Below are 23,962 nucleotides of genomic sequence, written 5' to 3'. Positions count from 1 at the left end.
CCGTTATTTCCTTAACGTGGTGTTCAACCTTTGTTCGAGCGAGGTGAGGATGTTTTGCAGGGTAGTGTTCACCTCATCGTCGTTAAGAGTGCGCGATGGATGCTGCCAGGTCAAGCCGACGGCAAGGCTTTTTCTATCAGGATCAATGCCTTTACCTTGGTAGACATCAAACAGCCTGAGGTCTGTGAGCCATTCGCCTGCATTGTCACGAATTAATTCAAGCACCGCGCTAGAAGCGACATCACGTCCTGCAATCAACGCCAGGTCACGACGGGTTTCCGGGAACTTGGACAGTTCGCTGAATTTCGGCAGGCGGCCTTCGACCACATCACCCAGCACCAGCTCGAACAGGAACACCGGGCGGTCCAGGCCCAGGGCTTTGGCAAGCTCCGGGTGAATGGCGCCGAGGTAGCCGACCAGTTTGCCGTCGCGCTCGATGGCGGCGGTTTGGCCAGGGTGCAGGGCGGGGTGCTTGCCGGCGCTGAAGGTGAAGTCGCTAAGGGCGCCGGAGTAACCCAGCAGGGCTTCCACGTCGGCTTTAACGTCGAAGAAATCGACGCCATCGCGGCCGTTGGCCCAGCCTTCTGGCAGGCGGCTGCCGGTGATAACGCCAGCAATCATTGGCTGCTGTTGCAGGTCACCCAGCTGGCCGACGAAGCGCAGGCCGCTTTCGAACAGGCGCACGCGGTCTTGCTGGCGGTTCAGGTTGTGCTGCAGCGCCTTGACCAAGCCCGGCCACAGGGACGCGCGCATGGCGGCCATGTCGCTGGAGATGGGGTTGGCCAACAGCAGTGGCTCCACGCCCGGGCTGAACAGTTCGAACAGTTTCGGATCGATGAAGCTGTAGGTGATGGCTTCCTGGTAGCCGCGGGCAACCAGCAGGCGGCGCAGGGTTGGCAGGTCACCACGGGTTTCCGGCTTGCCTTGTGGGGCCAGGCGGGCTTGCGGGTAACGTACCGGCAGGTTGTTGTAACCGTACAGGCGGGCCAGCTCTTCGATCAGGTCCACTTCCAGGCTGATGTCGAAGCGGTGGCTTGGGACGGTTACGGTCCACTGCCCTTCCCCGTTCTTGGTCGTGGTCAGCTCCAGGGCGTTGAGCAGTTGCTCGACTTGGGCTGGGTCCATTTGCATGCCGAGCATCTGGGTGATGCGTTCGTCGCGCAGGGTGACCGGGGCCACACTTGGCAGGTGCTGTTCGCTAACGGCTTCGACTACCGGGCCGGCTTCACCGCCGACGATGTCCAGTACCAGCTGAGTGGCGCGTTCGAGGGCTTCGCGGGCCAGCTGCGAGTCGACGCCCCGCTCGTAGCGGTGCGAGGCATCGGTGTGCAGGCCGTAGGAACGGGCTTTACCGGCGACGGAAATCGGCTCGAAGAAGGCGCTCTCCAGGAACAGGTCGCGGGTTTTTTCGGTGTTTACACCGCTGTGCTCGCCACCCATGACGCCGGCGATGGCCAAGGCGCGGGTGTGGTCGGCGATGACCAGGGTGTCGGCGCGCAGGGCGACTTCCTGGCCGTCGAGCAGGACGAGTTTTTCGCCCTCTTCAGCCATGCGGACGCGGATGCCGCCGTTGATTTCTGCCAGGTCGAAGGCGTGCATCGGCTGGCCGAGCTCGAGCATCACGTAGTTGGTGATGTCGACGGCGGCGTCGATGCTGCGCACGTCGCTGCGGCGCAGGCGCTCGACCATCCACAATGGGGTCGGTTTGCTGAGGTCGACGTTACGAATGACGCGGCCCAGGTAGCGCGGGCAGGCAGCCGGGGCCCTGACTTCGACAGGGCGCACTTCGTCGTGGGCAGCCGGTACGGCTGGCACCACCGGGCGGGTGACCGGGGTGTCGTACAGGGCGCTGACGTCGCGGGCCAGGCCGGCGATGGACAGGCAGTCACCACGGTTCGGCGTAAGGCCGATTTCGATGCTGGCGTCGTCCAGGCTCAGGTAGGTGCGAATGTTTTCCCCAACTGGGGCGTCGGCAGCCAGTTCCAGCAGGCCGTCGTTTTCTTCGCTGATCTGCAGCTCGGCGGCCGAGCACAGCATGCCGAAGGATTCGACACCACGCAGCTTGGCCTTCTTGATCTTGAAGTCGCCTGGCAGTTCGGCGCCGATCATGGCGAACGGGATCTTGATACCTGGGCGGGCATTCGGGGCGCCGCACACGACCTGGAAGGTTTCCTGGCCGTTGCTTACCTGGCACACGCGCAGCTTGTCGGCGTCCGGGTGTTGTTCGGTGGCGAGGATTTCGCCCACGACAATGCCGCTGAACTGGCCGGCAGCGGGGGTTACGCTGTCGACTTCGAGGCCGGCCATGGACAGGCGGGCGACCAGTTCGTCACGGGAGACTTGCGGGTTTACCCAACCGCGCAGCCACTGTTCACTGAATTTCATGCTGTTCTCCTGAAAGTTGCGTCGGGCATTGACCTAGCGGAATTGCGCGAGGAAGCGCAGGTCGTTGTCGAAGAACAGACGCAAATCGTTGACGCCATAGCGCAGCATGGCCAGGCGCTCGGCGCCCATGCCGAAGGCGAAGCCCTGGAACTCTTCCGGGTCGATGCCAGACATGCGCAGCACGTTCGGGTGCACCATGCCGCAGCCCATCACTTCGAGCCAGCCGGTTTGCTTGCACACGCGGCAGCCATTGCCGGAACACATCACGCACTGGATATCGACTTCAGCGGACGGCTCGGTGAAGGGGAAGAACGATGGGCGGAAACGTACCGCCAGTTCTTTTTCGAAGAACACGCGCAGGAATTCTTCGATGGTGCCCTTGAGGTCGGCGAAGTTGATGTCGCGATCGATCAGCAGGCCTTCGACCTGGTGGAACATCGGCGAGTGGGTGATATCCGAGTCGCAGCGGTATACGCGGCCCGGGCACACAATGCGGATCGGCGGCTGGGTGGACTCCATGGTCCGCACCTGCACCGGCGAGGTGTGGGTGCGCAGCAGCATGTTGGCATTGAAGTAGAAGGTGTCGTGCATCGCCCGGGCCGGGTGGTGGCCGGGGATGTTGAGCGCTTCGAAGTTGTGGTAGTCGTCTTCCACCTCTGGGCCTTCGGCAATGCCGTAGCCGATGTGGGTGAAGAACTGCTCGATGCGCTCGAGTGTACGGGTGATCGGGTGCAGGCCACCGGTGGCCTGGCCACGGCCTGGCAGGGTGACGTCAATGCATTCGGCAGCCAGGCGAGCGCTGAGCTCTGCCTCTTCGAAGGCGGCCTTGCGGGCATTGAGCACAACGGTGACGCGCTCTTTGGCGTCGTTGATCAGCGCGCCGACTTTCGGGCGCTCTTCGGCTGGCAGGTTGCCCAGGGTCTTCATCACCTGGGTCAGCTCGCCCTTCTTGCCGAGATAATTTACCCGGATCTGTTCCAGGGCATTGATGTCTTCAGCGCGCTCCACGGCCTCCAGGGCTTGAGAGACCAGCGCATCCAGGTTTTCCATGTACAGACTCCAGATACGAAAATAGGGGAAGAGCTTTGAAGGCTCTTCCCCTATCGATGACGTTCAATGCCCGACGGCGCTAGCGCCGCCGGGTGATTGCCTCGGGTACTTAAGCCAGAACGGCTTTAGCTTTCTCGACAATCGCAGCAAACGCCGCTTTTTCGTTCACTGCCAGATCGGCCAGAACCTTACGGTCGATTTCGATCGAAGCCTTTTTCAGGCCAGCAATCAGACGGCTGTAGGACAGACCGTTGGTGCGGGCACCGGCGTTGATACGAGCGATCCACAGTGCGCGGAACTGACGCTTCTTCTGACGACGGTCACGGTAGGCATATTGACCAGCCTTGATGACAGCCTGCTTGGCAACGCGGAATACGCGCGAGCGTGCACCGTAGTAGCCTTTAGCCAGTTTCAGAATTTTCTTGTGACGCTTACGAGCGATGACGCCACGCTTAACACGAGCCATGAGTAACTTCCTCTATCTAAACCAGAATTAACGTACGCGCAGCATGCGCTCGACTTTTGCCACGTCAGACGGGTGCAGCAGGCTGGCACCGCGCAGTTGACGCTTACGCTTGGTCGACATTTTGGTCAGGATGTGGCTCTTGAAAGCGTGCTTGTGCTTGAAGCCGGAAGCGGTCTTCAGGAAGCGCTTCGCAGCACCGCTCTTGGTTTTCATTTTTGGCATGTTGGAACTCCGCATTCGATAAAAATTACACAATAATCATCAGGCCTGCCGTGCCCGGGAGATTACTTCTTCTTTTTGGGGGCGATGACCATCATAAGCTGGCGTCCTTCCATCTTAGGATGCTGCTCAACGGCGCCGTATTCGGCGAGGTCAGCTTCGACCCGCTTCAACAGCTCCATGCCCAGCTCCTGGTGGGCCATCTCACGGCCGCGGAATCTCAGAGAGATCTTGGCCTTGTCCCCATCGGTAAGGAAACGTACCAGGTTGCGTAGTTTTACCTGGTAATCCCCTTCTTCCGTCCCTGGACGAAACTTGATTTCTTTGATCTGGATCTGCTTCTGGTTTTTCTTGGCTTCGTTGGCCTGCTTCTTCTTCTCGAAGAGGTGCTTGCCGTAGTCCATCACCTTGCAGACAGGCGGTACCGCGTCTGCAGAGATTTCCACCAGATCCAGCTTCGCTTCTTCAGCGATACGGAGCGCTTCATCAATCGAGACGATGCCAACCTGCTCGCCGTCTGCGCCAATTAACCGAACCTCGCGGGCCGAGATATTCTCGTTGATCGGGGCCTTCGGTACAGCACGCTTATCGTTTCTCATTTCACGCTTAATAGTCATTACTCCGATTCTTGGCGACCACGCCGGGAAACCGCTTGTGTCAGGAGCTCAGCGAACTGGGCGACGGGCATGGAGCCCAGGTCAGCGCCTTCGCGAGTACGCACAGCGACGGTTTGCGTTTCGACTTCGCGATCCCCTATAACCAAAAGGTACGGGACCTTGAGCAAAGTATGCTCGCGGATTTTAAAGCCGATCTTCTCATTTCTCAAGTCCGACTTGGCACGGAAACCGCTACCGTTCAGGGTATTTTCCACCTCAAGGGCGAAATCGGCCTGTTTGTCGGTGATGTTCATGATCACAGCCTGGGTAGGTGCCAGCCAGGCCGGGAACACGCCAGCATAGTGCTCGATCAGCATGCCGATGAAGCGCTCGAACGAACCAAGGATGGCGCGGTGCAGCATGACCGGGCGAACTCGGCTGTTATCTTCGGCGATATAGCTGGCATCCAGGCGCTCTGGCAGGTTCGGGTCGTACTGCAGGGTACCGCACTGCCAGTTACGGCCGAGGCAGTCGCGAAGGGTGAACTCGATTTTCGGGCCGTAGAAGGCGCCTTCGCCTGGCTGGTATTCCCACTCCAGGCCGGATTCGTTCAGGGCGTCGGCCAGCGCACCTTCGGCACGGTCCCACAGCTCTTCGGAGCCCACACGCTTGGCCGGGCGGGTCGACAGCTTCATGGCGATGTCGGTGAAGCCGAAGTCCTTGTACACGTCCAGGGTCAGCTTGATGAAGTCGGCGGCTTCTTTCTTCACCTGTTCTTCGGTGCAGAAGATGTGCGCGTCGTCTTGCACGAAGCCACGCACGCGCATGATGCCGTGCAGGGCGCCGGACGGCTCGTTACGGTGGCAGGCACCGAACTCGGCCAGGCGCAGTGGCAGGTCGCGGTAGCTCTTCAGGCCCTGGTTGAACACCTGCACGTGGCACGGGCAGTTCATCGGTTTTACCGCGTAGTCACGGCTTTCCGACGAAGTGGTGAACATGTTTTCGGCGTAGTTGGACCAGTGGCCGGAACGCTCCCAGAGGATCCGGTCGACAACCTGCGGGGTCTTGATTTCCTGGTAGCCGTTGACGCGCTGAACCTGACGCATGTACTGCTCGAGTACCTGGTACACGGTCCAGCCGTTGGCGTGCCAGAACACCATGCCCGGGGCTTCTTCCTGCAGGTGGAACAGGTCGAGCTGCTTGCCGATCTTGCGGTGATCGCGCTTTTCGGCTTCTTCGATGCGCTGGATGTACGCCGCCAGTTGCTTCTTGTCGGCCCAGGCAGTGCCATACACGCGTTGCAGCTGCTCGTTCTTGGCATCGCCGCGCCAATAGGCGCCAGACAGCTTGGTCAGCTTGAATGCCTTGAGGAAGCGGGTGTTCGGCACGTGCGGGCCGCGGCACATGTCGACGTATTCTTCGTGGTAGTACAGGCCCATGGCCTGTTCGTCCGGCATGTCTTCGACCAGGCGCAGCTTGTAGTCTTCGCCACGGGCGGTGAACACGTCGATGACTTCGGCACGCGGGGTCACTTTCTTGACCACGTCGTAGTCTTTGTCGATCAGCTCCATCATGCGCTTTTCGATGGCGGCCATGTCTTCTGGGGTGAAGGGGCGCTCGTAGGCGATGTCGTAGTAGAAGCCTTCATCGATGACCGGGCCGATCACCATCTTGGCCGTCGGGTACAGCTGCTTCACGGCGTGGCCAACCAGGTGGGCACACGAGTGACGAATGATCTCCAGTCCCTCTGCATCTTTAGGGGTGATGATCTGCAGGGTGGCGTCGTGGCTGATCAGGTCGCACGCGTCGACCAGCTTGCCGTCGACCTTGCCGGCCACGGTGGCCTTGGCCAGGCCGGCGCCGATGGATGCGGCGACTTCGGCTACGGATACGGCGTGATCAAACGAACGTTGACTGCCATCGGGAAGAGTAATAACGGGCATGGCGCCTCCTCTCCTAGTGGTGACCCCTACCAAAGGTCACGTGGGTTGGGATGAGCCAGTACAAGATCCGACCTGCCCTCCTTAAAGGAAGCCTGCCTCACAGTGGCAGAAGCCTTTCGGCTTGCGAGGGACGAACCAGAGTGACTGGAAAGAAAAAAGATAGCTGCAAGCTGAACGTTGTCAGCTGCAAGCCGGGCATGCTAGCACGCGGGTTGCACGCCAGGCAGAAATATTTGGAAATTACGGACTTCGGCTGAACTAACGCGGAAAAATTCCTATCAGACCTTGGGAAGCAACCTACTCTTGATGAGACCCTAACCCAAGGAGTAACTGGTTATGCGAGTTCCGTCTCTTCTGGCCCTGGCGGCCGCTGGGGCCCTGCTGCTGCCGATGGCGGCGAACGCTGGCAACTTCCCACCAGGCAAGGAAGCTGGCTACATGGCCCAGTGCACGCAAGTGGCCAGCGGCCAGGGTGTTGACGCCACGACCGCGAAAAAACACTGCGACTGCGGCGCCCAGGCCATCAAAAAGAATTTCACCGACGCGGAGATTGCCGACCTCGACAGCAATGACGGCGTGGATGCCAAGCTGATGCAGAAGGCCCAGACGGTCGTTCAGCAGGCGTGCAAGCCGAAGAGCTGAAACCTTAAAGCCAGGGCAAGCCAGCCATTCTTTGAGCTGGATCAATATCCTGCGAAGGTAAAAGGCGCTAGATGCGCAGAATTAGACTATGATGTATCCCGTGCTCCGTAGCCTCGGCCGCATTGCACCACTGAAAAAACTAAATGTTCTGGAGATTCACCCATGTCCAATCGCCAACAAGGCACCGTCAAATGGTTCAATGATGAGAAAGGCTACGGCTTCATCACCCCAGCAGGCGGCGGCGACGACCTGTTCGTTCACTTCAAAGCCATCGAATCTGACGGCTTCAAGAGCCTGAAAGAAGGCCAGACTGTTTCCTTCGTCGCCGAGCGCGGCCAGAAGGGCATGCAGGCTGCACAGGTTCGTCCGGAGTAATTCGGATAGCTGTAAAAAAACCCGCCCTGGTGGCGGGTTTTTTTATGGGTGTCGCACCCGCCTGTACAGCCCTTGCATCAACCGCAGTTAACGCGGGTGACCTTGCCTTGCTCGTCCACATTCAGGTTCAGGCGCTCGGAGCGATACTCCAGGGTGACCACGTCGTGCGGTTTGAGAATACGTGCCATCTGCGAGCCACTGGCCTTGCGTGCCTGCTCCAGCAGCTCGGCACTGCCCTGCTTGCCAATGGCGAAGTCGGCGCCGCTGGCTTCGCAGCGGCCATCGTTACCGGCCGCCGCCACGGGCGCCTTGCCGTCATCAGAACTACCGCCAGTGCTGCAACCAGCCAAGACAGCAGCCACCGCCAGGGTTGCCAACATTGCACGGGTACGGAACATGAAGCCTCCTAAATCGATCTGGGAACTGTCTGTTCCGACAGTGCCACCAAGAATTCGTTGCAAAACCGCGCAAGTCTGCCTGAACCGGGCGCCCTGAGCGAAAGGCAATCGTGACCGAATTTTACCAGTCAGCCGACGAGGCGCTTGGTTTGCGCTGCAAAGTCATGATTTACTTTAGGAAGTGAAGGCACAGTGCCTCCCCGAATACCAGGATCCGGTATTCGCCCCTCCGCCCCGGGCCCAAGCGAGAGCCTTTCATGAGCAGCCACAGCATCGATGCCGATATCAAGGTCAAATGGGCCGAAGGCCAAAGCGCGTACAGCCCTGGCACGCCGGAAGAGTTGCTGCTGATCGCTATCGACCTGCTGGTGCGCGACCGCGGCGCCGAAGCGGCACGCAGCTTCGTCGACCAGGTGCTTGAGCGCTTCGCGCCGCACGCGGCTATTCCAATCGCGCCAAACGGGCGCTGAGCAGGTCGAACAGGCCCTGGGCATCGCCCTGCTCCACCCACATCACATTGGCCGGCTGCTTAAGCACGCCGTACCAGTCGGCAAGGGTCTGGCCGAAGGTCGGGCCTTCGCGACTGTCGATGCTCATGTGGATGCGCCGGCCGCTGAACAACTCGGGTTTTAGCAAGTAGGCGATGACGCTGGCGTCATGCACCGGGCCACCGGGCATGCCGTACAAGTCCATGTCGTGGGTGATGTAGGCGTTGAGGATATCCACCACCCGTTTACTGGCCTGATTGTTCACGGCGGCCAGTTGCTTGAGGCGAGCGTCGCTGGTCAGCAGCTTGTGGGTGACGTCCAGCGGCAGGTAGGTGAGCTGTACACCACTGGCCAGCACCACTTGGGCCGCATGCGGGTCGGCGTAGAGGTTGAATTCCGCTGCCGGGGTGATGTTGCCGCCGTTGAAATGGGCGCCGCCCATGACGACCACTTGCTTGATGCCTTTGGCGATTTCCGGGCGTTGGACCAGTGCCAGGGCGAGGTTGGTCTGTGGGCCCAGCATGGCCACGGTGATGCTGTGCGGTTTGGCGGCGCCGAGGGTGTCGACCAGATATTGCACGGCGTTGCCTTGGGCCAAGGGCATATTCGGTTCGTGTACGCGGACGCCGGTCAGGCCTTCTTCACCGTGGACGTCGGCGGCGTAGATGGGCGTGCGTACCAGCGGGCGGGCGGCACCGGCGTAGACGGGGATGTCTTCACGGCCGGCCCATTCACGGGCCAGGCGCGCGTTGCGCGAGGTTTTGTCCAGCCGCACGTTGCCGGCCACGGTGGTGATGGCGCGGATGCTGAGTTCGTCGGGCGAGGCCATGGCCAGGAACAGCGCAACCACGTCGTCGGCGCCAGGGTCGGTGTCGATGATAAGGTCGATCGGGGCGGCCTGGAGGGTGGTGGCGGTGGCCATGAGGGCGAGTCCTTGTAGCAGCGGTTTGAGCATGGGGTGGCACTCCTTGTTGCCTGAACAAATATTCCTGAATTACCGCAGTACCTTGTACTCGCGAAGAGTCCAGCGCGGTGGATGGCACCGGCTTCGCCGGTGTTCGCGGGTGAACCCGCTCCCACAGGGATCTTCTCGGGCCAGGACGATAAGTTAGAACGTAACACCGGAGATCAGGGCGATGTTGCTGTAGGGTTGGCACTCTCCCGTACGCACCACAGCGCGGGCACTGCGAGACAGCACCTTGAAATCTTCGTGGCTCAGCCATTCCCGCTTGCCCAGCTTGCCTTTCAACCGCTCGATCTCGACCAGTGCCGGTGGCACCACTTTCTGCATTTCTTCGGCCAGTACATGCCGCTCTACCTGCAGTTCGCTCAGCACCGCCCGCAAGACACTGGCGAAATCCGGCAGGCCTGGCGTAACGGCCAGGTCGATCAGCTCCACACCTGGCGGTACCGGCAGCCCGGCATCGCCGATCACCAGAATGTCGCCATGCCCCATGCCCGCAATGGTCCGCGACAGGGCAACGTTCAGCAGCGGGGTTTTCTTCATGGCGTAAGCTCCGCCAGATAGGGAATCGATGGCTGTGCACCGGCGCGGGTAACCGATAATGCCGCCGCACGCTGGCCAAAGGCGATGGCCTCGCCCTCCCCCAAGCCCCGAACCAGACCGGCGGCGAAACCACCGATGAAGGTGTCGCCGGCGGCAGTAGTATCCAGCGGCTGCACCACAGTCGCCGGGAAATGCTGGTGGCCCTGTTCAGTCACCAGCAAGGCCCCTTGAGCCCCCAGGGTGATGATCACTTTACCTGCCCCCATCTGCCGCAAGCGTTCGCCTGCGCGCCGGGCACTGTCCTGGTCGGTTACCGGCATGCCAGTCAGGGTTTCAGCCTCGCTTTCGTTGGGCGTGAGGTAATCGATGCGGGCGAACCACTCCGCCGGCAAGGGGCCGGTGGCAGGCGCCGGGTTAAGAATGACCTGCTTGCCCAGCTCACGCGCCCTGGCCAAGGTCCAGGCCACGGTGTCCACCGGCACCTCAAGCTGGCAGATGACCACCTCGGCCGCTTGCAACAGTGCATCGAAGCGCTGTACCGACTGTTGCGTCAACAGGCCGTTGCCGCCGGGGATGATGACGATGCAGTTCTGGCTGGCCGCATCCACGGTAATCAGCGCCACACCACTGGATACCCCAGGGCAGGTACTGACACCCTGGCAGTCGATGCCCTCGACATACAAGGCGCGGTGCAACTGCCGGCCATAGTCATCGTCACCCACGTTGCCGATCATGGCCACGCTGCCGCCCAGCCGCGCCACGGCCACAGCCTGGTTGGCGCCCTTGCCGCCCGGCACGGTGAAAAAGCTCTCGCCGGGAAGGGTCTCGCCGGCCCGGGGCAAGCGCTGGGCGCGGGCCACCAGGTCCATATTCAGGCTACCCACCACCACGACCTTGGCACTCATGACATTTCCTTAGCGTTAGCGGTAATCGTTGAACAGGTCCGAGCGTGGCCCGGTGGATTCGCGCAGTATGATGCGCGGGGCGACGATGCGTTGCTCTGCCGCGCCTTGCCGGGGTGCCGCGATGCGTGCCAGCAACAGCGACGCGGCATTTTCGCCCAGCTCTCGGATGGACTGGCCCACGGTGGTCAGCGGCGGGTACACGTAGCGGCTGAGCTCGATATCGTCGAAGCCGATCACCGACAGCTCACCGGGTACATTGATATTGCGCTCGGCGGCAGCACGCAGCACACCAAACCCGATCATGTCGTTGCCGGCAAAAATCGCCGTGGGCGGCTTGCCTTCCAGCACCTGCGCCGCCGCCGCATGGCCGCCGGGGCTGGTGAAGTCGCAGTGCAGCACACGATTGCCCTGCACCTGTGCCCCGGCCTCGGCCATGGCCCGACGGAAGCCGCTCAGGCGCAGCTGGGTAACCCCGGTTTCGGCGGGGCCGCCGATGTAGGCGATATCTCGATGCCCCAGTTCCAGTAAATGCTGGGTAGCCAGATAGGCGCCCTGCTCGTGGTCGATGCGTACCAGGTCGGCATCGACGCCCTCCAGCTCGCGGTCGACGATCACCATTGGCGTGCGCACGCTGGCCAGGCTTTGCAGCAGGTCACTGTCCTGGCCTACCGACGCCACCACCAGGCCGTCGATGCGCTTTTCCAGCAGCACGCGCAGATAACTGCGTTGCTTCTGCGGGTTGTCGTCGGAGTTACACAGGATCACGCAGTAGCCGTTGCGCTCGCAGGCGTCTTCGATACCCCGTGCCAGCTCGGCGAAGTACGGGTTGACGCTGTTGGGCACCAACAGGCCGATGGTGGCCGTGCTGCGCGCCTTGAGCGAACGCGCCACGGCGCTGGGCACGTAGTCCAGTTCGAGGATGGCGGCTTCGACCTTCTGCCGCACGTGTTCGCTGACGGGTCGAGTCTTGTTCAGCACATGGGACACGGTGGTGTAGGAAATGCCCGCCAGTGCCGCGACGTCTTTGATGGTTGCCATGTTGTCAGTTCCGCCGGCCTGCGCGCCGGCTACGGTAAGTGTCGAGCACCACGGCGATGACGATCACCGCCCCGGTGATGATGCGTTTGGTCGGTTCGCTGGCACCGATCTGCGCCAGCCCGGCGGCCAGCACCGAAATGATCAGTACGCCAAAGAAGGTGCTGATGACCGAGCCGCGCCCGCCCATCAGGCTGGTGCCGCCGATGACCACGGCTGCGATCACCTGCAGCTCCAGGCCTGAGCCGGCATTGGGGTCGGCCGCCTCCAGTCGAGAAATCTGGAACAGGGCAGCCAGGCCGGCGAGCAGGCCCATCAGGGCAAATACCAGCACCTTGTACGGGCGTGGGTCGATACCGGCCAGGCGCACGGCCTCTTCGTTGGTGCCGATGCCGATCAGGTAGCGGCCGAACACGGTACGGGTCAGCACCAGCTGGGCTAGCACGGTGACCAGCAAGGCAATGATGAACGCCGGCGAAATGCCAAAGGCGACCGGGTTGGAGAACCAGGCGTAGGCATCGCCGATATAGGCGGTGCGCGAGTCGGTGAACTGGTAGGCCAGGCCACGGGCCATCTCCAGCACGCCAAGCGAGACGATGAACGACGGAATGCGCCAGGCTACGGTGACGCCACCGGTGATGCTACCGGCCAGCGCGGCCACGGCCATGCCCAGCAGCGCCGAGGGCAAAACGCCCCAGCCCCAGCCAAGAATCGCCACGCTCACCGTGGAAGCCGCCAGCGCCAGCACCGAGCCCACCGACAGGTCGATGCCGCCGATGATCAGCACGAAAGTCATGCCCACCGCCAGTACCATCAGGTCGGGAATCTGGTTGGCCAGGGTGCTGAAGGTGTTGTACGACCAGAAGTGGCTGCTGAGGAACGAGAACAACACGATCATCGCCAGCAAGGCGCCGGCCAGGCCCAGGTAGGTGCCCAGGCCAAAATAGGTGCCACTGCGGCGCACAGGGGCGGCGCCCTGGCTGTTTAGCGGGGTGGTTTTCATGCATCCATCCTGGGGGCTGCATCGTGCAGCAGTGCGTCACGTTTCTGATAACCGGCAAAGGCGGCGGCCAACAGCTGGTCCTGGCTCCAATGATCGCGGTCGAAGGTGTCGATCAGGCGACCGGCAGACAGCACGGCGATGCGGTCGCAAATCAGCATCAGCTCGCGCAGGTCGCTGGACACCACCACCAAAGCCTTGCCCTGACGTGCCAGTTCGGCCAGCAGGCCGTAGATGTCGAACTTGGCGCCGACGTCGATGCCACGGGTGGGCTCGTCGAACAGCAGCACCTGGCAGTCGCGCTCCAGCCAGCGGCCGATCACCACCTTCTGCTGGTTGCCGCCCGACAGCTCGCCCACCACTTGCTGCGCGCCGGCACTGCGAATGCGCATGGCCTGGATCTGGCGCTCGGCCAGGGCCTTTTCTGCCTCGCCATCGAGTATGCCGGCCCGCGATACCGCGCCCAGGTTGCCCAAGGCGATATTGGCGCTGATCGACTGTGTCAGCAGCAGGCCTTCGCCTTTGCGGTCTTCAGTAATCAGCGCGATACCCGCCCGCACAGCCGCCTTGGGCGAATCGATGTTAACGGCCTGGGGTGGCTGGCCTAGCGCAATGCTGCCGCTGTCGGCGCGGTCGGCACCGTAGATCAGGCGCAACAGCTCGGTGCGGCCGGCACCTATCAGGCCGGAGATACCGAAGATCTCCCCTGCCCTGACTTCGAACGACACGTCGCGCACCTTGTCGGCGCGGCTAAGCTTGTCGACCTTGAGCAAGGGCGCGCCAATCTGCCTGCGGCCCAGGTCGATATGCTCGCCCAGCTCGCGGCCGACCATCAGGTTGACCAGCTCGGCGCTGCTGTAGCGCTGGATCGGCTCGTCACACACCAGCTTGCCGTCACGCAGCACGACGATGCGCTGGGCCACCCGCTGCAGCTCTTCGAGGCGGTGCGAAATGTAGACAATGGCCACGCCACGTTTACGCAGACGCTCGATCTGGGTGAACAGCAGCTCCACCTCGCGGGCGGTGAGCATGGCGGTGGGTTCGTCGAAAATCAGCACACGGCAGTCGCCGATCAGGTTACGGGCGATCTCGACCATCTGCTGGTGGCCGATGCCCAGCTCACCGACCGGCGTATCCGGGTCGATGGCATCGAGCCCGACCTGCGCCATGGCAGCCGTGGCCAGCTGGCGCAGGCGCTTTTGGCTGATCCAGCCGAAGCGGCTGGGCAGGTTATCGAGGAACAGGTTTTCCGCCACGGTCAGCGTGGGCAGCAGGTTCAGCTCCTGCATGACCATACGCACACCCAGGCGCTCGGCCTCGCTGCGGCTGCCGGGCGCGTAGGCCTGGCCGCGGTAGGTCATGTGCCCGGTGGTCGGGGTTTCCAGGCCACTGATGAGCTTGGACAGGGTGCTCTTGCCCGCACCGTTTTCACCGGTCAGGGCCAGCACTTCGCCGGCCCGCAGGTTCAGGCTGACCTCGCCGAGCACGGGCTGGGCGTAGGTCTTGCCCAACCCGCTGGCGGCGAGTACCACTTCGTTGGCCGATGCAGGCATGGCCGTTTCTCCTGCCAGCAATCAGGGCTTGGTGATGAGTTGGACCGGGGTCTGGATGACGTTGTCGGCACCCACGTCCAGCTTCTCGCCCTTGACCATTTTCAACGCCGCCTGAATGCCGTACACCGCCTGCTGGCTGGCCGCCTGATCGAGGGTGGCGAGCACGCGGCCATCCTTGAGCATGGGTTTGATGGCGTTGATGTTGTCGTAGCCCACCACTTGCACTTGGCCAGTCTTGCCGGCCGCGCGCACGGCCGACACAGCGCCCAGGGCCATGCTGTCGTTGCCGGCCAGCAGGGCTTTCAGGTCGGGGTATTCGTTGAGCATTGAGGCAGCGACGGCATTGCCCTTGTCGATCTCCCAGTTGCCGCTTTGCACCGAGACGATCTTCATCTGTGCGGCGTCCATGGCGTCCTTGAAGCCGGCGGTGCGCTGCTGGGCATTGGTGGTGGTCGGCACGCCTTCGATGATGCCGACCTGGTCACCGGCCTTGAGTTTCTCGTTGGCCAGGTAGTCACCGACCAGGCGCGCGCCCTTGCGGTTATCGGGGCCAACGAAGGGCACACTGATGCCTTTGCTCTTGAGCAGTTCGGGGTCCAGGCGGTTGTCGATATTGATCACCACCACGCCCTGGTCCATGGCCTTTTTCACTGCGGAGACCAGTGCCTTGGAATCCGCCGGGGCGATCACCAGCGCCTTGGCGCCGGCATTGACCATTTGCTCGACGATGCGGATCTGCTCGCCGGTATCGGTCTCGTTCTTGATGCCGTTGGCGATCAGGTCGAATTCATCCGAGTGGGTTTTCTGGTAGTCCTTGGCGCCGTCTTCCATGGTGCGGAAGAATTCGTTGGCCAGTGACTTCATCACCAGGGCGACCTTGGGCTTGTCTTCGGCGTGGGCGGCGGAAAACGGCAGGGCGAGGGACAAGGTGGAAACGACAGCGAGGGCCAGCAGACGACCGGGGAACGGCAGTTTCATGGACGATGACTCCGAATCTTGTGTTTTTTATCGGATCGCAAACGTTTGCGTTGCCTAACTATGGAAACAAGACCGGAGTTTGTCAAATCCGTTTGGCGTTCGGTGGGCTGAGTGCTGCTGGTGCCGATTATCCAGAATTTTTCCGGAAAACCGAACACCTTTTCCTACGCCTGTTCGGAATTTCGAATGGAATACTGTCCCCGTTCGCGGCACAAGGCCGCGCTATCACTCATTCGCACAAGCTGGTATGAAACATGCCTTGAGTACTGTGCGACATACAAAAAATCTCACTAGGAAGAGAGAGAACAATAACGATGAATGCTGTACTTAAAACCTTCGCCCCCAGCGCCCTCGCCCTGCTGCTGATCCTGCCCACCACCGCCTCGGCCAAAGAAGCCGAAACCCAGCAGAAGCTGGCCAACGTGGTCATCCTTGCCACCGGCGGCACCATTGCCGGTGCCGGTGCCAGCGCCGCCAACAGTGCCACCTACCAGGCCGCCAAGCTGGGCGTCGACAAGCTGATTGCCGGTGTGCCTGAATTGGCCGACCTGGCCAACGTACGCGGCGAGCAAGTGATGCAGATTGCATCCGAGAGCATCACCAACGAAGACCTGCTGAAGCTGGGCAAGCGCGTTGCCGAACTGGCCGAAAGCAAAGACGTCGACGGCATTGTCATCACCCACGGCACCGACACTCTCGAAGAAACCGCCTACTTCCTCAACCTGGTGGAAAAGACCGACAAGCCGATCGTGGTAGTCGGCTCGATGCGCCCGGGCACGGCCATGTCTGCCGACGGCATGCTCAACCTGTACAACGCCGTGGCCGTGGCCAGCGACAAGCAATCGCGCGGCAAGGGCGTGCTGGTGACCATGAACGACGAAATCCAGTCCGGCCGTGACGTGAGCAAGTCTGTCAACATCAAGACCGAAGCCTTCAAGAGCGCCTGGGGCCCGATGGGCATGGTAGTGGAAGGCAAGTCGTACTGGTTCCGCCTCCCGGCCAAGCGCCATACGGTCAATTCCGAGTTCGACATCAAGCAGATCAGCAGCCTGCCGCAGGTAGACATCGCCTATGGCTATGGCAACGTGACCGACACGGCCTACAAGGCGCTGGCGCAGAACGGTGCCAAGGCGCTGATCCATGCCGGTACCGGCAACGGCTCGGTATCGTCGCGCGTAGTGCCGGCGCTGCAGGAGCTGCGCAAGAATGGCGTGCAGATCATCCGCTCGTCGCACGTCAACCAGGGTGGTTTCGTGCTGCGCAACGCCGAACAGCCGGATGACAAGAACGACTGGGTCGTGGCCCATGACCTGAACCCGCAAAAAGCGCGGATTCTGGCGATGGTGGCGATGACCAAGACCCAGGACAGCAAAGAGCTGCAGCGGATCTTCTGGGAGTATTGATCGTTCCGCCCTCAGGGCCGGTTCGCCGGCTCTGGGGGGTATTACGCTGCCTTGGGAGGGCTCAGGGCGCGATGCGTTTCAGGTCATTCAACAACCCCATCAGCTGCTGCAGTTTCTCTTCGCCAAACTGCGCCTGAATCTTCTGGTAATTGGCTTCCATCCCCTCCTTCATCGAGGCAAAGCACGCCTCCCCGCGCTCGGTCAGCGTCACGAAAACACGTCGCTGGTCCCGCGCGGCCTTCTGCCGCCGCACCAGCCCGTCGCGCTCCAGCCGCCCCAGCACCCCGGTCATGCTCGGTTTGAGGATGCAGGCCAGCTCTGCCAGTTGGTAATTCTCCAGCTCACCATGCTGCTTGAGGATTCGGATCACCCGCCATTGTTGCTCGGTCAGGTCGTGCTCGTTCAACAACGGCCTGAAAAATGCCATTGCGGCTTCCCGGGCCTGCAGAAGGCTCAGCGTGAGCGAAGGTTGCGTCTTGGTCGTGGTCAAGCCTGTGGTTTTTCTCTGTTCACGAATTTAAGGGCATGCACGATGGAAAGTGCAATCTGTTCCACGGAAAACCCATTCAAGCCTGGCGCGCGGGCTGCGACCATCCGCTGCAAACAACAACACATCCCGGGTACGCTGCCATGGCCCCTTCACTGCAAGCCCACCTGCCGCTGGCGGTACTCCCCGGGGGTGAGCTTGGCGCAAGACCCGCTCGCCAACCCGGCACTCAACGACGAAGCCATGCGCAACCTCAAGGCGGCCTGGCCCGTGTTCGAACAGGCACGTATCGCCAGCGCCTGGGCCGGGACCATCGACGTCACCCCCGACTCCAACCCGGTGATCGGCCCGGTGGCCAGTCTTCCGGGCCTGACCCTGGCCACCGGTTTTTCCGGGCATGGCTTCGGCACCTCGCCTGCGGCCGGCCAGCTGGCAGCAGACCTGGTGTCCCAGGCAACTCCGCTGATAGACCCAGCGCCTTACCGTTTCGAACGCTTTACCTGACGTCATAGCCATGACTGGCCAAGAAAGGATTTCCCCCGACAAGCTGTTGCGAATTTACTTACAGTGAAATACTGTATGTGCATACAGCAAAACAAGGAAATGCCTGTGTCCAGCACCGCCTCCGCCACCCCGAGCAGCTATGAACAGCTGGGTGTACGCATCCAAAAGATCATCAACAGCCCTACCGCCCAGCGTAGCCGAGCGGCGCTGATCTTCCGCCTGGAACAGGAAAGCCCGGAAGACTGGGAAACCTTGCTGGAGGAGATCGCAGAAAACGACAACGTCACCCTCGCTCACCGCGACGATGGCGGCGTACAGGTTTTCTGGACCGTACCGAAGGAAGACTGACCCCGCATGAGAGTTTCGTTTTTTGCCGCAGCCTGCCTGTTACTGACCGCTTCACTAGCCCAAGCCGATGCCCCACGCACCTTTCAGGAGGCCAAGAAGGTCGCCTGGAAGCTGTATGCGCGGCAATCGACCGAGTTTTATTGCGGCTGCAAATACAAAGGCAACAAGGTCGACCTGGCGTCCTGCGGCTATGCCCCGCGCAAGAACGCCCAGCGCGCGTCACGTATCGAGTGGGAGCACATCGTGCCCGCCTGGCAGATCGGCCATCAGCGCCAGTGCTGGCAGGACGGCGGGCGCAAGCAGTGCTCGCAGCATGACGAGGTGTACAAACGTGCCGAGGCTGACCTGCATAACCTTGTACCGAGCATCGGCGAGGTCAATGGCGACCGCAGCAACTTCAGTTTCGGCTGGCTGCCGGAGCAACGCGGCCAGTATGGCAGTTGCCTGACCCAGGTCGACTTCAAAGCCAGGAAGGTCATGCCACGCCCCTCGATACGCGGCATGATCGCACGCACCTACTTTTACATGAGCAAGCAGTACAACCTGCGCTTGTCCCGGCAGGACCGCCAGTTGTTCGAGGCCTGGAACAAGACCTATCCGCCGCAGGCATGGGAGCGGCAACGCAACCAGCAGGTAGCTTGCGTGATGGGCCGGGGTAATGAGTTCGTCGGGCCGGTCAACCTCAAGGCCTGCGGCTGAACCTCAGACCAACGCCTGCAAATAGGCGCTGGCTTCCCGGTAGCGGGCCAACCGCGCCAGGTCGGCGGGGCCAGGGCAAGGGATGCGCGAAATATCACTGTTATCGGCCAGATCAGCCAGTTTGACGGTTCGCGCCAGCGGGTCATCGCCCAGACGCACCACGAAGTCCTGATAAGCCTCACCCTCGCGGCGACTGAGCGCCAACAAGGCTGCAAGGATTTTAAGCGCGAAACCCTCGCGCGCCAGGTCGGACAGGGTCAGCGAGGTGTCCTCGATCACATCGTGAAGTACTGCGACAATCCGTTGTTCGGGTGTGGACACCCGCATCATCACGCGTAGCGGGTGGAGAATATAAGCCGCCCCACCCTTGTCGTATTGCCCTTCATGCGCCCTGGCGGCCACGGCAATGGCCCGCTCCAGTGTAGACATGAGGCCCCTCCCCGTTCGGCATCGTCACTCCAAGCATAGCCAAACTTGTGTGAACATTGTCTAGCGCACGGTTAACTGTGCCTTGCGGGGCTGACAGGAGCGGTTAGCGTGTGGCCCCGTGCTGGATAACCACCGAATCGGTGCCCAGCTTGGCCATCACTTCATCCCTGCGCGCTTGTGCTTCTTCGCGGGTAGGGAACGGCCCCATCAGCACCACTGGCTTGCCGTCGCGGTATTCCACCGAAGACGGGATGCCCTTTTCGATAAGCCGTGCGGTCATGTCGCTCAACGCGCCCATGTTGGCGCCCTGAACCACCTCTACATCCCAGCCCTCGGGTGCCGGTTGGTCTGCCAGCGCCTCGGCACGGCGCTGCAGGTCGGCACCGCCGCACATCTCGCGGATGCGCAGGTTGTTACCGGTGTCGTCGACGATGATGTCGTACTGGCCATCGCGCTTGATCGCCACGTAGCTGCGATAGGCTTCGTACTGCCCGGCATCATCCTTGCCACGGACCTGGCCGCAGATGGTGCCCTGGGTGTCGATCCGTACGTTGCCGAACTTGGCGGTTTTGGGGTTGTGCAGGTGTTCGGCCACCTGCTTGTGCACGCCTTCGACCTCGTTCTCACAGCCCGCCAGGGCGAGCACTGCCATTACCACAGCCAGTTTGCGCACGCGTGTACCTCCAGATTCGAAGGGGCGGATTCTAGCACGCCGACCTCTGTCCCGAACCGCGACCAAACGTTACACGCTGCTTCACGCGCACATGCAAAAAGGGCGATCATTTCTGATCGCCCTTTTCGGATTTGGTAGGCACAATTGGACTCGAACCAACGACCCCCACCATGTCAAGGTGGTGCTCTAACCAACTGAGCTATGTGCCTGTCGTGTGGTGCGCATATTAGAGATCGAATGCACACCTGTAAAGCTTTTTATTGAGAAAAATCAAAAACTTTCGAATGTAAGCGCTTCGCGCCCCTGCAACGGTTTGCTGCACCCGAAACCGGGCAATGAAAAAAGGGGTGACCCTTGCGGATCACCCCTTCTTCGATTTGGTAGGCACAATTGGACTCGAACCAACGACCCCCACCATGTCAAGGTGGTGCTCTAACCAACTGAGCTATGTGCCTGTCGTGTGGTGCGCATTCTACGCATTCCTAAAACCCTGTCAACACTTTTTTTCGCGCTAAGCTACTGAATCTTAAACTCTTTATAGATAGATGGGCTGGCAGCTAGCCCGTAAAGGATTTTCATCAGACGACTAGCGGGTGTTTATTATTATTGATAGCATCGGTACATTCGTTAAAAATATAAAACACGAGGTTCCTGCAGCATGGCTAACACCCCCTACCCCCAGTCCTACTACGCCGCCTCGGCCAACCCGGTGCCGCCACGTCCGGCGCTGCAGGGTGAGGTGGAAACCGATGTGTGCATCATCGGCGCCGGCTACACCGGCCTTTCCAGCGCCCTGTTCCTGCTGGAAAACGGCTTCAAGGTAAGCATCGTCGAAGCGGCCAAGGTCGGCTTCGGCGCGTCGGGCCGCAACGGCGGCCAGATCGTCAACAGCTACAGCCGCGACATTGACGTCATCGAACGCACCGTTGGCCCCAAGCAGGCGCAACTGCTGGGCCACATGGCCTTCGAAGGCGGCCGCATCATTCGTGAGCGCGTGGCCAAGTACAACATTCAGTGCGACCTGAAAGACGGTGGCGTGTTCGCCGCCCTCACCAGCAAGCAGATGGGCCACCTGGAGTCGCAAAAGCGCCTGTGGGAACGTTTCGGCCACAACCAGCTGGAGCTGATGGACCAGAAGCGCATCCGCGAAGTGGTCGCCTGCGACAGCTATGTCGGCGGCATGCTGGACATGAGCGGCGGCCACATCCACCCGCTCAACCTGGCCCTGGGCGAAGCCGCTGCGGTCGAGTCGCTGGGCGGCATCATTTATGAGCAAACCCCGGCGGTGCGCATCGAACGTGGTGCCAACCCGGTCGTACACACGCCACAAGGTAAAGTGCGCGCCAAGTTCATCATCGTCGCCGGCAACGCCTACCTGGGCAACCTGGTACCGGAACTGGCCGCCAAGTCCATGCCATGCGGTACCCAGGTGATCACCACCGAGCCTCTGGGCGAAGAACTGGCACGTACCCTGCTGCCGCAGGACTACTGCGTCGAAGACTGCAACTACCTGCTCGACTACTACCGCCTCACCAGCGACAAGCGCCTGATCTTCGGCGGCGGCGTGGTGTACGGCGCGCGTGACCCGGCCAACATCGAGGCGATCATCCGTCCGAAGATGCTCAAGGCCTTCCCGCAGCTGAAGAACGTGAAGATCGACTACGCCTGGACCGGTAACTTCCTGCTGACCCTGTCGCGCCTGCCGCAGGTTGGCCGTATCGGTGACAACATCTACTACTCCCAGGGCTGCTCGGGCCACGGCGTAACCTACACCCACCTGGCAGGCAAGGTGCTGGCCGAGGCCCTGCGTGGCCAGGCTGAGCGTTTCGACGCCTTCGCCGGCCTGCCGCACTACCCGTTCCCAGGTGGCCAGATGCTGCGCGTGCCATTCAGCGCCATCGGTGCCTGGTACTACAGCCTGCGCGATCGTCTGGGCTTCTGATGTAGCCGGGACTGGCCTCTTCGCGGGTTTACCCGCGAAAGGGCCGGTACAGGCAAAACTATTTGTTCAAGCTATTGACGGCCTGCTTCGCCGCAATCTCCTGCCCCGCCCGCGCCAGTTCATCCGCAGCCTGCAGCCAGCGCTGCCGATCCACCTGGGCCGGCAGCTGCCGTGGCGGCTGTACCAGTACCGCCCAACTCCCCTGCTTCGCCCACGCCGAGGCAAAGTCATCGAACGCCATCACCTGCCGCCGGTGCATGCCCGAGCGCAACAGCACCCGTTGCTTGTAACGGTCATAGCCGATCAGCACCGCATAACGCGGCTCGCCCCACCACGCCGAACCGTCCTCATAACGCAGCAGTACCGGGTTGCCAGCCGCCACCTGGGCCAGCAGCGCGTCCAGCTGCTTGTCCAACGGGTACACGACCATGCCGTAGTCCCGCGCCACGCGAGGAATGCCGGTGTCCAGCGCTTCGGCGCCCTGAGGCAGGTTCAACGGTTTGTCCAGCAGCCCCGGGGTGATGGGCGCGCCCTGCTGCGACAACACGGCGGCCAGGGCCATGGCGCCACTGTGGTTGGCGTTGCCACGGTAGAACGGCACGCTGCTGATCTCGACACGCTGCGGCAGGCCCTTGAGGTTGGCGGGTGGCGCACTGGCACAGCCGGCCAGGCTGGCCGCAATCAGGCAGGCAGCCAGCAGCCGACGGGGGACGGTTTTGAAGGAATGTTGCTGCATGGACGCTCGCTTGTTTCAACGCCAGGCAGGCAGCGCCTGGCTCTGACCAACGATCATAGGTCCCACAGCGGCGCGGGTATAGCCCGACAGCGGCTTAGAGCAAATCGGACCCAGAGATAGACCTTTGTTCGATGGAACGTCACAGGCGAAGGGCTAGACTAAAGCAGTGTCTGGAAGGCAAGCGCTGGCTGACCGTGCGCTGCCCTTGGAGATGGAGGCACAGATGAGCCTGACCATGGCAATCCTCATGCTGGTGGGCATGTGGCTGAGCGTTGCAGCCGCCATGCTGTGGGGTGTACTGCGTATCGTGCGGCGTCATTCCCACCACCACCTGCCACCGCAGGCCTCCGCCAAGCCACAGCCTGTGCGCCGGGCGCGGCGGCATGCCGGGGTACACTAAGCGTTCAGAAACAGCGAACGGGGCGCATGGCGCCCCGTATTTTTATCAACCTTCAGCCGCCTCACGCTTCAATCGCGCCCTGCGAGCCAGGATGTTGAGGACCTCGATCGCGGTCGAGAACGCCATGGCCGCATACACATACCCCTTCGGCACATGGGCACCAAAGCCTTCGGCGATCAGTGTCATGCCGATCATGATCAGGAAGCCCAGGGCCAGCATGACCACCGTCGGGTTGTCATTGATGAAGTTGGCCAGCGGATCGGCGGCCACCATCATCACGATTACAGCCGTGATCACGGCAATGATCATGATCGGCAAGTGCTCGGTCATGCCCACGGCGGTGATGATGCTGTCCACCGAGAAGACGATGTCCAGCAGCAAAATCTGGAAGATCGCCGCCGCAAAGCCCAAGGTAACCGTCGACGACACCTTGGCTTCTTCCTTGGCGCCGTGCGGGTCGACGTTTTCGTGAATCTCCTTGGTCGCCTTCCACAGCAGGAACAGGCCACCGGCAATCAGGATCACGTCCTTCCACGAGAAGGCGTTGCCGAACACTTCGAACACCGGGTCGGTCAGCTGAACGATCCAGGCCACCGTGCTGAGCAAGGCCAGGCGCATGACCAAGGCCATGCTGATACCAATGCGTCGCGCCTTGGAACGGTATTCCACTGGCAGCTTGTTGGTCAGGATGGAAATGAAGATCAGGTTGTCGATGCCCAGTACAACTTCCATGGCCACCAGCGTAGCCAGGGCAACCCAGGCGGTAGGGCTAGCGGCGAGTTCCAGCAAGTATTCCATTGT

General features: G+C 61.6%; 27 protein-coding genes, 2 tRNA genes and 1 pseudogene. 9 read left to right on the top strand and 21 right to left on the bottom strand.

The genetic code is table 11. The features are described from left to right. Nucleotides 1–3: 3 nt before the first annotated feature. From pheT to thrS, 6 genes are all read right to left on the bottom strand, one after another. Entirely contained in the window at nucleotides 4–2,385 is a 2,382-nt protein-coding gene (gene pheT, locus PM2_RS19260) for a phenylalanine--tRNA ligase subunit beta (RefSeq protein WP_028699450.1), read from the bottom strand. A 33-nt stretch (nucleotides 2,386–2,418) separates the two neighbouring features. Further along, nucleotides 2,419–3,435, bottom strand: coding sequence for a phenylalanine--tRNA ligase subunit alpha (pheS, locus tag PM2_RS19255; protein WP_003250674.1), 1,017 nt, complete (start codon nucleotides 3,433–3,435; stop codon nucleotides 2,419–2,421). Between the two features lie 109 nt (nucleotides 3,436–3,544). Continuing rightward, nucleotides 3,545–3,901, bottom strand: coding sequence for a 50S ribosomal protein L20 (gene rplT, locus PM2_RS19250; protein ID WP_003250671.1), 357 nt, complete (start codon nucleotides 3,899–3,901; stop codon nucleotides 3,545–3,547). 27 nt (nucleotides 3,902–3,928) lie between these two features. Then, the gene (gene rpmI, locus PM2_RS19245) at nucleotides 3,929–4,123 is read right to left on the bottom strand and encodes a 50S ribosomal protein L35 (protein ID WP_003250667.1); all 195 of its coding nucleotides are present in this window, start codon (nucleotides 4,121–4,123) and stop codon (nucleotides 3,929–3,931) included. A 62-nt stretch (nucleotides 4,124–4,185) separates the two neighbouring features. Next, nucleotides 4,186–4,737: a translation initiation factor IF-3 gene (gene infC, locus PM2_RS19240; RefSeq protein ID WP_016711338.1), complete on the bottom strand. Its 552-nt coding sequence runs from the start codon at nucleotides 4,735–4,737 to the stop codon at nucleotides 4,186–4,188. Continuing rightward, complete coding sequence (gene thrS / locus PM2_RS19235) at nucleotides 4,737–6,659, bottom strand: threonine--tRNA ligase (protein ID WP_016711339.1); 1,923 nt, start codon at nucleotides 6,657–6,659, stop codon at nucleotides 4,737–4,739. Before thrS ends, infC begins: the two co-directional genes overlap by 1 nt. Before the next feature lie 336 nt (nucleotides 6,660–6,995). Here thrS and PM2_RS19230 point away from each other — a divergent pair, with 336 nt between their 5' ends. Next, on the top strand, nucleotides 6,996–7,301 hold the full coding sequence (locus tag PM2_RS19230; protein ID WP_028699451.1) for a hypothetical protein: 306 nt from the start codon (nucleotides 6,996–6,998) through the stop codon (nucleotides 7,299–7,301). A gap of 162 nt (nucleotides 7,302–7,463) precedes the next feature. After that, a complete protein-coding gene (locus tag PM2_RS19225) occupies nucleotides 7,464–7,676 on the top strand; it encodes a cold-shock protein (protein WP_003250656.1) in 213 nt (70 codons plus the stop codon). A gap of 77 nt (nucleotides 7,677–7,753) precedes the next feature. Here the strand turns inward: PM2_RS19225 and PM2_RS19220 are convergent, their stop codons facing one another. Then, complete coding sequence (locus tag PM2_RS19220) at nucleotides 7,754–8,074, bottom strand: I78 family peptidase inhibitor (protein ID WP_028699452.1); 321 nt, start codon at nucleotides 8,072–8,074, stop codon at nucleotides 7,754–7,756. Between the two features lie 257 nt (nucleotides 8,075–8,331). Between PM2_RS19220 and PM2_RS19215 the strand changes: the two genes are divergently transcribed. Then, nucleotides 8,332–8,544: a hypothetical protein gene (locus PM2_RS19215; protein WP_016711342.1), complete on the top strand. Its 213-nt coding sequence runs from the start codon at nucleotides 8,332–8,334 to the stop codon at nucleotides 8,542–8,544. Here PM2_RS19215 and PM2_RS19210 read toward each other — a convergent pair. The 7 genes from PM2_RS19210 to PM2_RS19180 form a co-directional block, all read right to left on the bottom strand. Next, on the bottom strand, nucleotides 8,516–9,517 hold the full coding sequence (locus PM2_RS19210; RefSeq protein ID WP_028699453.1) for a nucleoside hydrolase: 1,002 nt from the start codon (nucleotides 9,515–9,517) through the stop codon (nucleotides 8,516–8,518). The genes PM2_RS19215 and PM2_RS19210 overlap by 29 nt on opposite strands. A 153-nt stretch (nucleotides 9,518–9,670) precedes the next feature. Beyond that, entirely contained in the window at nucleotides 9,671–10,069 is a 399-nt protein-coding gene (rbsD, locus tag PM2_RS19205; RefSeq protein ID WP_016711344.1) for a D-ribose pyranase, read from the bottom strand. After that, nucleotides 10,066–10,974 (bottom strand): ribokinase, encoded by a 909-nt coding sequence (rbsK, locus tag PM2_RS19200; RefSeq protein ID WP_028699454.1) that lies wholly within the window; start codon nucleotides 10,972–10,974, stop codon nucleotides 10,066–10,068. The genes rbsD and rbsK overlap by 4 nt, the downstream gene beginning before the upstream one ends. Nucleotides 10,975–10,989: 15 nt before the next feature. Beyond that, entirely contained in the window at nucleotides 10,990–12,012 is a 1,023-nt protein-coding gene (locus PM2_RS19195; protein ID WP_028699455.1) for a LacI family DNA-binding transcriptional regulator, read from the bottom strand. A gap of 4 nt (nucleotides 12,013–12,016) precedes the next feature. Further along, complete coding sequence (locus PM2_RS19190; RefSeq protein WP_016711347.1) at nucleotides 12,017–13,012, bottom strand: ABC transporter permease; 996 nt, start codon at nucleotides 13,010–13,012, stop codon at nucleotides 12,017–12,019. Continuing rightward, nucleotides 13,009–14,562, bottom strand: coding sequence for a sugar ABC transporter ATP-binding protein (locus tag PM2_RS19185; RefSeq protein ID WP_016711348.1), 1,554 nt, complete (start codon nucleotides 14,560–14,562; stop codon nucleotides 13,009–13,011). Before PM2_RS19185 ends, PM2_RS19190 begins: the two co-directional genes overlap by 4 nt. 21 nt (nucleotides 14,563–14,583) lie before the next feature. Beyond that, entirely contained in the window at nucleotides 14,584–15,540 is a 957-nt protein-coding gene (locus PM2_RS19180; protein ID WP_016711349.1) for a sugar ABC transporter substrate-binding protein, read from the bottom strand. A gap of 314 nt (nucleotides 15,541–15,854) precedes the next feature. Here PM2_RS19180 and PM2_RS19175 point away from each other — a divergent pair, with 314 nt between their 5' ends. Continuing rightward, nucleotides 15,855–16,943: an asparaginase gene (locus tag PM2_RS19175; RefSeq protein ID WP_016711350.1), complete on the top strand. Its 1,089-nt coding sequence runs from the start codon at nucleotides 15,855–15,857 to the stop codon at nucleotides 16,941–16,943. Between the two features lie 61 nt (nucleotides 16,944–17,004). Here PM2_RS19175 and hpaR read toward each other — a convergent pair whose 3' ends face one another. Continuing rightward, nucleotides 17,005–17,433: a homoprotocatechuate degradation operon regulator HpaR gene (gene hpaR / locus PM2_RS19170; protein WP_100213974.1), complete on the bottom strand. Its 429-nt coding sequence runs from the start codon at nucleotides 17,431–17,433 to the stop codon at nucleotides 17,005–17,007. 201 nt (nucleotides 17,434–17,634) lie between these two features. Here hpaR and PM2_RS19165 point away from each other — a divergent pair. From PM2_RS19165 to PM2_RS19155, 3 genes and pseudogenes are all read left to right on the top strand, one after another. Further along, a pseudogene (locus PM2_RS19165) lies at nucleotides 17,635–17,934 on the top strand (NAD(P)/FAD-dependent oxidoreductase); the annotation flags it as partial. Between the two features lie 105 nt (nucleotides 17,935–18,039). After that, on the top strand, nucleotides 18,040–18,282 hold the full coding sequence (locus PM2_RS19160) for a DUF1654 domain-containing protein (protein WP_016711353.1): 243 nt from the start codon (nucleotides 18,040–18,042) through the stop codon (nucleotides 18,280–18,282). Between the two features lie 6 nt (nucleotides 18,283–18,288). Further along, a complete protein-coding gene (locus tag PM2_RS19155) occupies nucleotides 18,289–18,981 on the top strand; it encodes an endonuclease (RefSeq protein WP_028699458.1) in 693 nt (230 codons plus the stop codon). 3 nt (nucleotides 18,982–18,984) lie between these two features. On the opposite strand, the gene PM2_RS19150 is transcribed toward PM2_RS19155, so the two are convergent. From PM2_RS19150 to PM2_RS19135, 4 genes are all read right to left on the bottom strand, one after another. After that, on the bottom strand, nucleotides 18,985–19,410 hold the full coding sequence (locus PM2_RS19150) for a GTP diphosphokinase (protein ID WP_016711405.1): 426 nt from the start codon (nucleotides 19,408–19,410) through the stop codon (nucleotides 18,985–18,987). Between the two features lie 103 nt (nucleotides 19,411–19,513). Beyond that, nucleotides 19,514–20,083, bottom strand: coding sequence for an SPOR domain-containing protein (locus PM2_RS19145; RefSeq protein ID WP_016711406.1), 570 nt, complete (start codon nucleotides 20,081–20,083; stop codon nucleotides 19,514–19,516). Between the two features lie 132 nt (nucleotides 20,084–20,215). Further along, nucleotides 20,216–20,292, bottom strand: a tRNA-Val gene (locus PM2_RS19140). Nucleotides 20,293–20,461: 169 nt separating this feature from the next. After that, nucleotides 20,462–20,538, bottom strand: a tRNA-Val gene (locus PM2_RS19135). Between the two features lie 203 nt (nucleotides 20,539–20,741). Between PM2_RS19135 and PM2_RS19130 the strand changes: the two genes are divergently transcribed. After that, the gene (locus PM2_RS19130; RefSeq protein WP_009682777.1) at nucleotides 20,742–22,025 is read left to right on the top strand and encodes an NAD(P)/FAD-dependent oxidoreductase; all 1,284 of its coding nucleotides are present in this window, start codon (nucleotides 20,742–20,744) and stop codon (nucleotides 22,023–22,025) included. 58 nt (nucleotides 22,026–22,083) lie between these two features. Here PM2_RS19130 and PM2_RS19125 read toward each other — a convergent pair whose 3' ends face one another. Continuing rightward, nucleotides 22,084–22,761, bottom strand: coding sequence for a peptidase C39 family protein (locus PM2_RS19125; protein ID WP_025753713.1), 678 nt, complete (start codon nucleotides 22,759–22,761; stop codon nucleotides 22,084–22,086). A gap of 223 nt (nucleotides 22,762–22,984) precedes the next feature. Here PM2_RS19125 and PM2_RS31215 point away from each other — a divergent pair, with 223 nt between their 5' ends. Continuing rightward, nucleotides 22,985–23,161: a hypothetical protein gene (locus PM2_RS31215; RefSeq protein WP_016711408.1), complete on the top strand. Its 177-nt coding sequence runs from the start codon at nucleotides 22,985–22,987 to the stop codon at nucleotides 23,159–23,161. 45 nt (nucleotides 23,162–23,206) lie between these two features. Here PM2_RS31215 and PM2_RS19120 read toward each other — a convergent pair whose 3' ends face one another. After that, on the bottom strand, nucleotides 23,207–23,959 hold the full coding sequence (locus PM2_RS19120) for a TerC family protein (protein ID WP_003250551.1): 753 nt from the start codon (nucleotides 23,957–23,959) through the stop codon (nucleotides 23,207–23,209). Nucleotides 23,960–23,962: the final 3 nt, after the last annotated feature.

The organism is Pseudomonas monteilii NBRC 103158 = DSM 14164 (assembly GCF_000730605.1).
Lineage (GTDB): Bacteria > Pseudomonadota > Gammaproteobacteria > Pseudomonadales > Pseudomonadaceae > Aquipseudomonas > Aquipseudomonas monteilii.
This window is presented reverse-complemented; position numbering and strand designations above follow the sequence as displayed.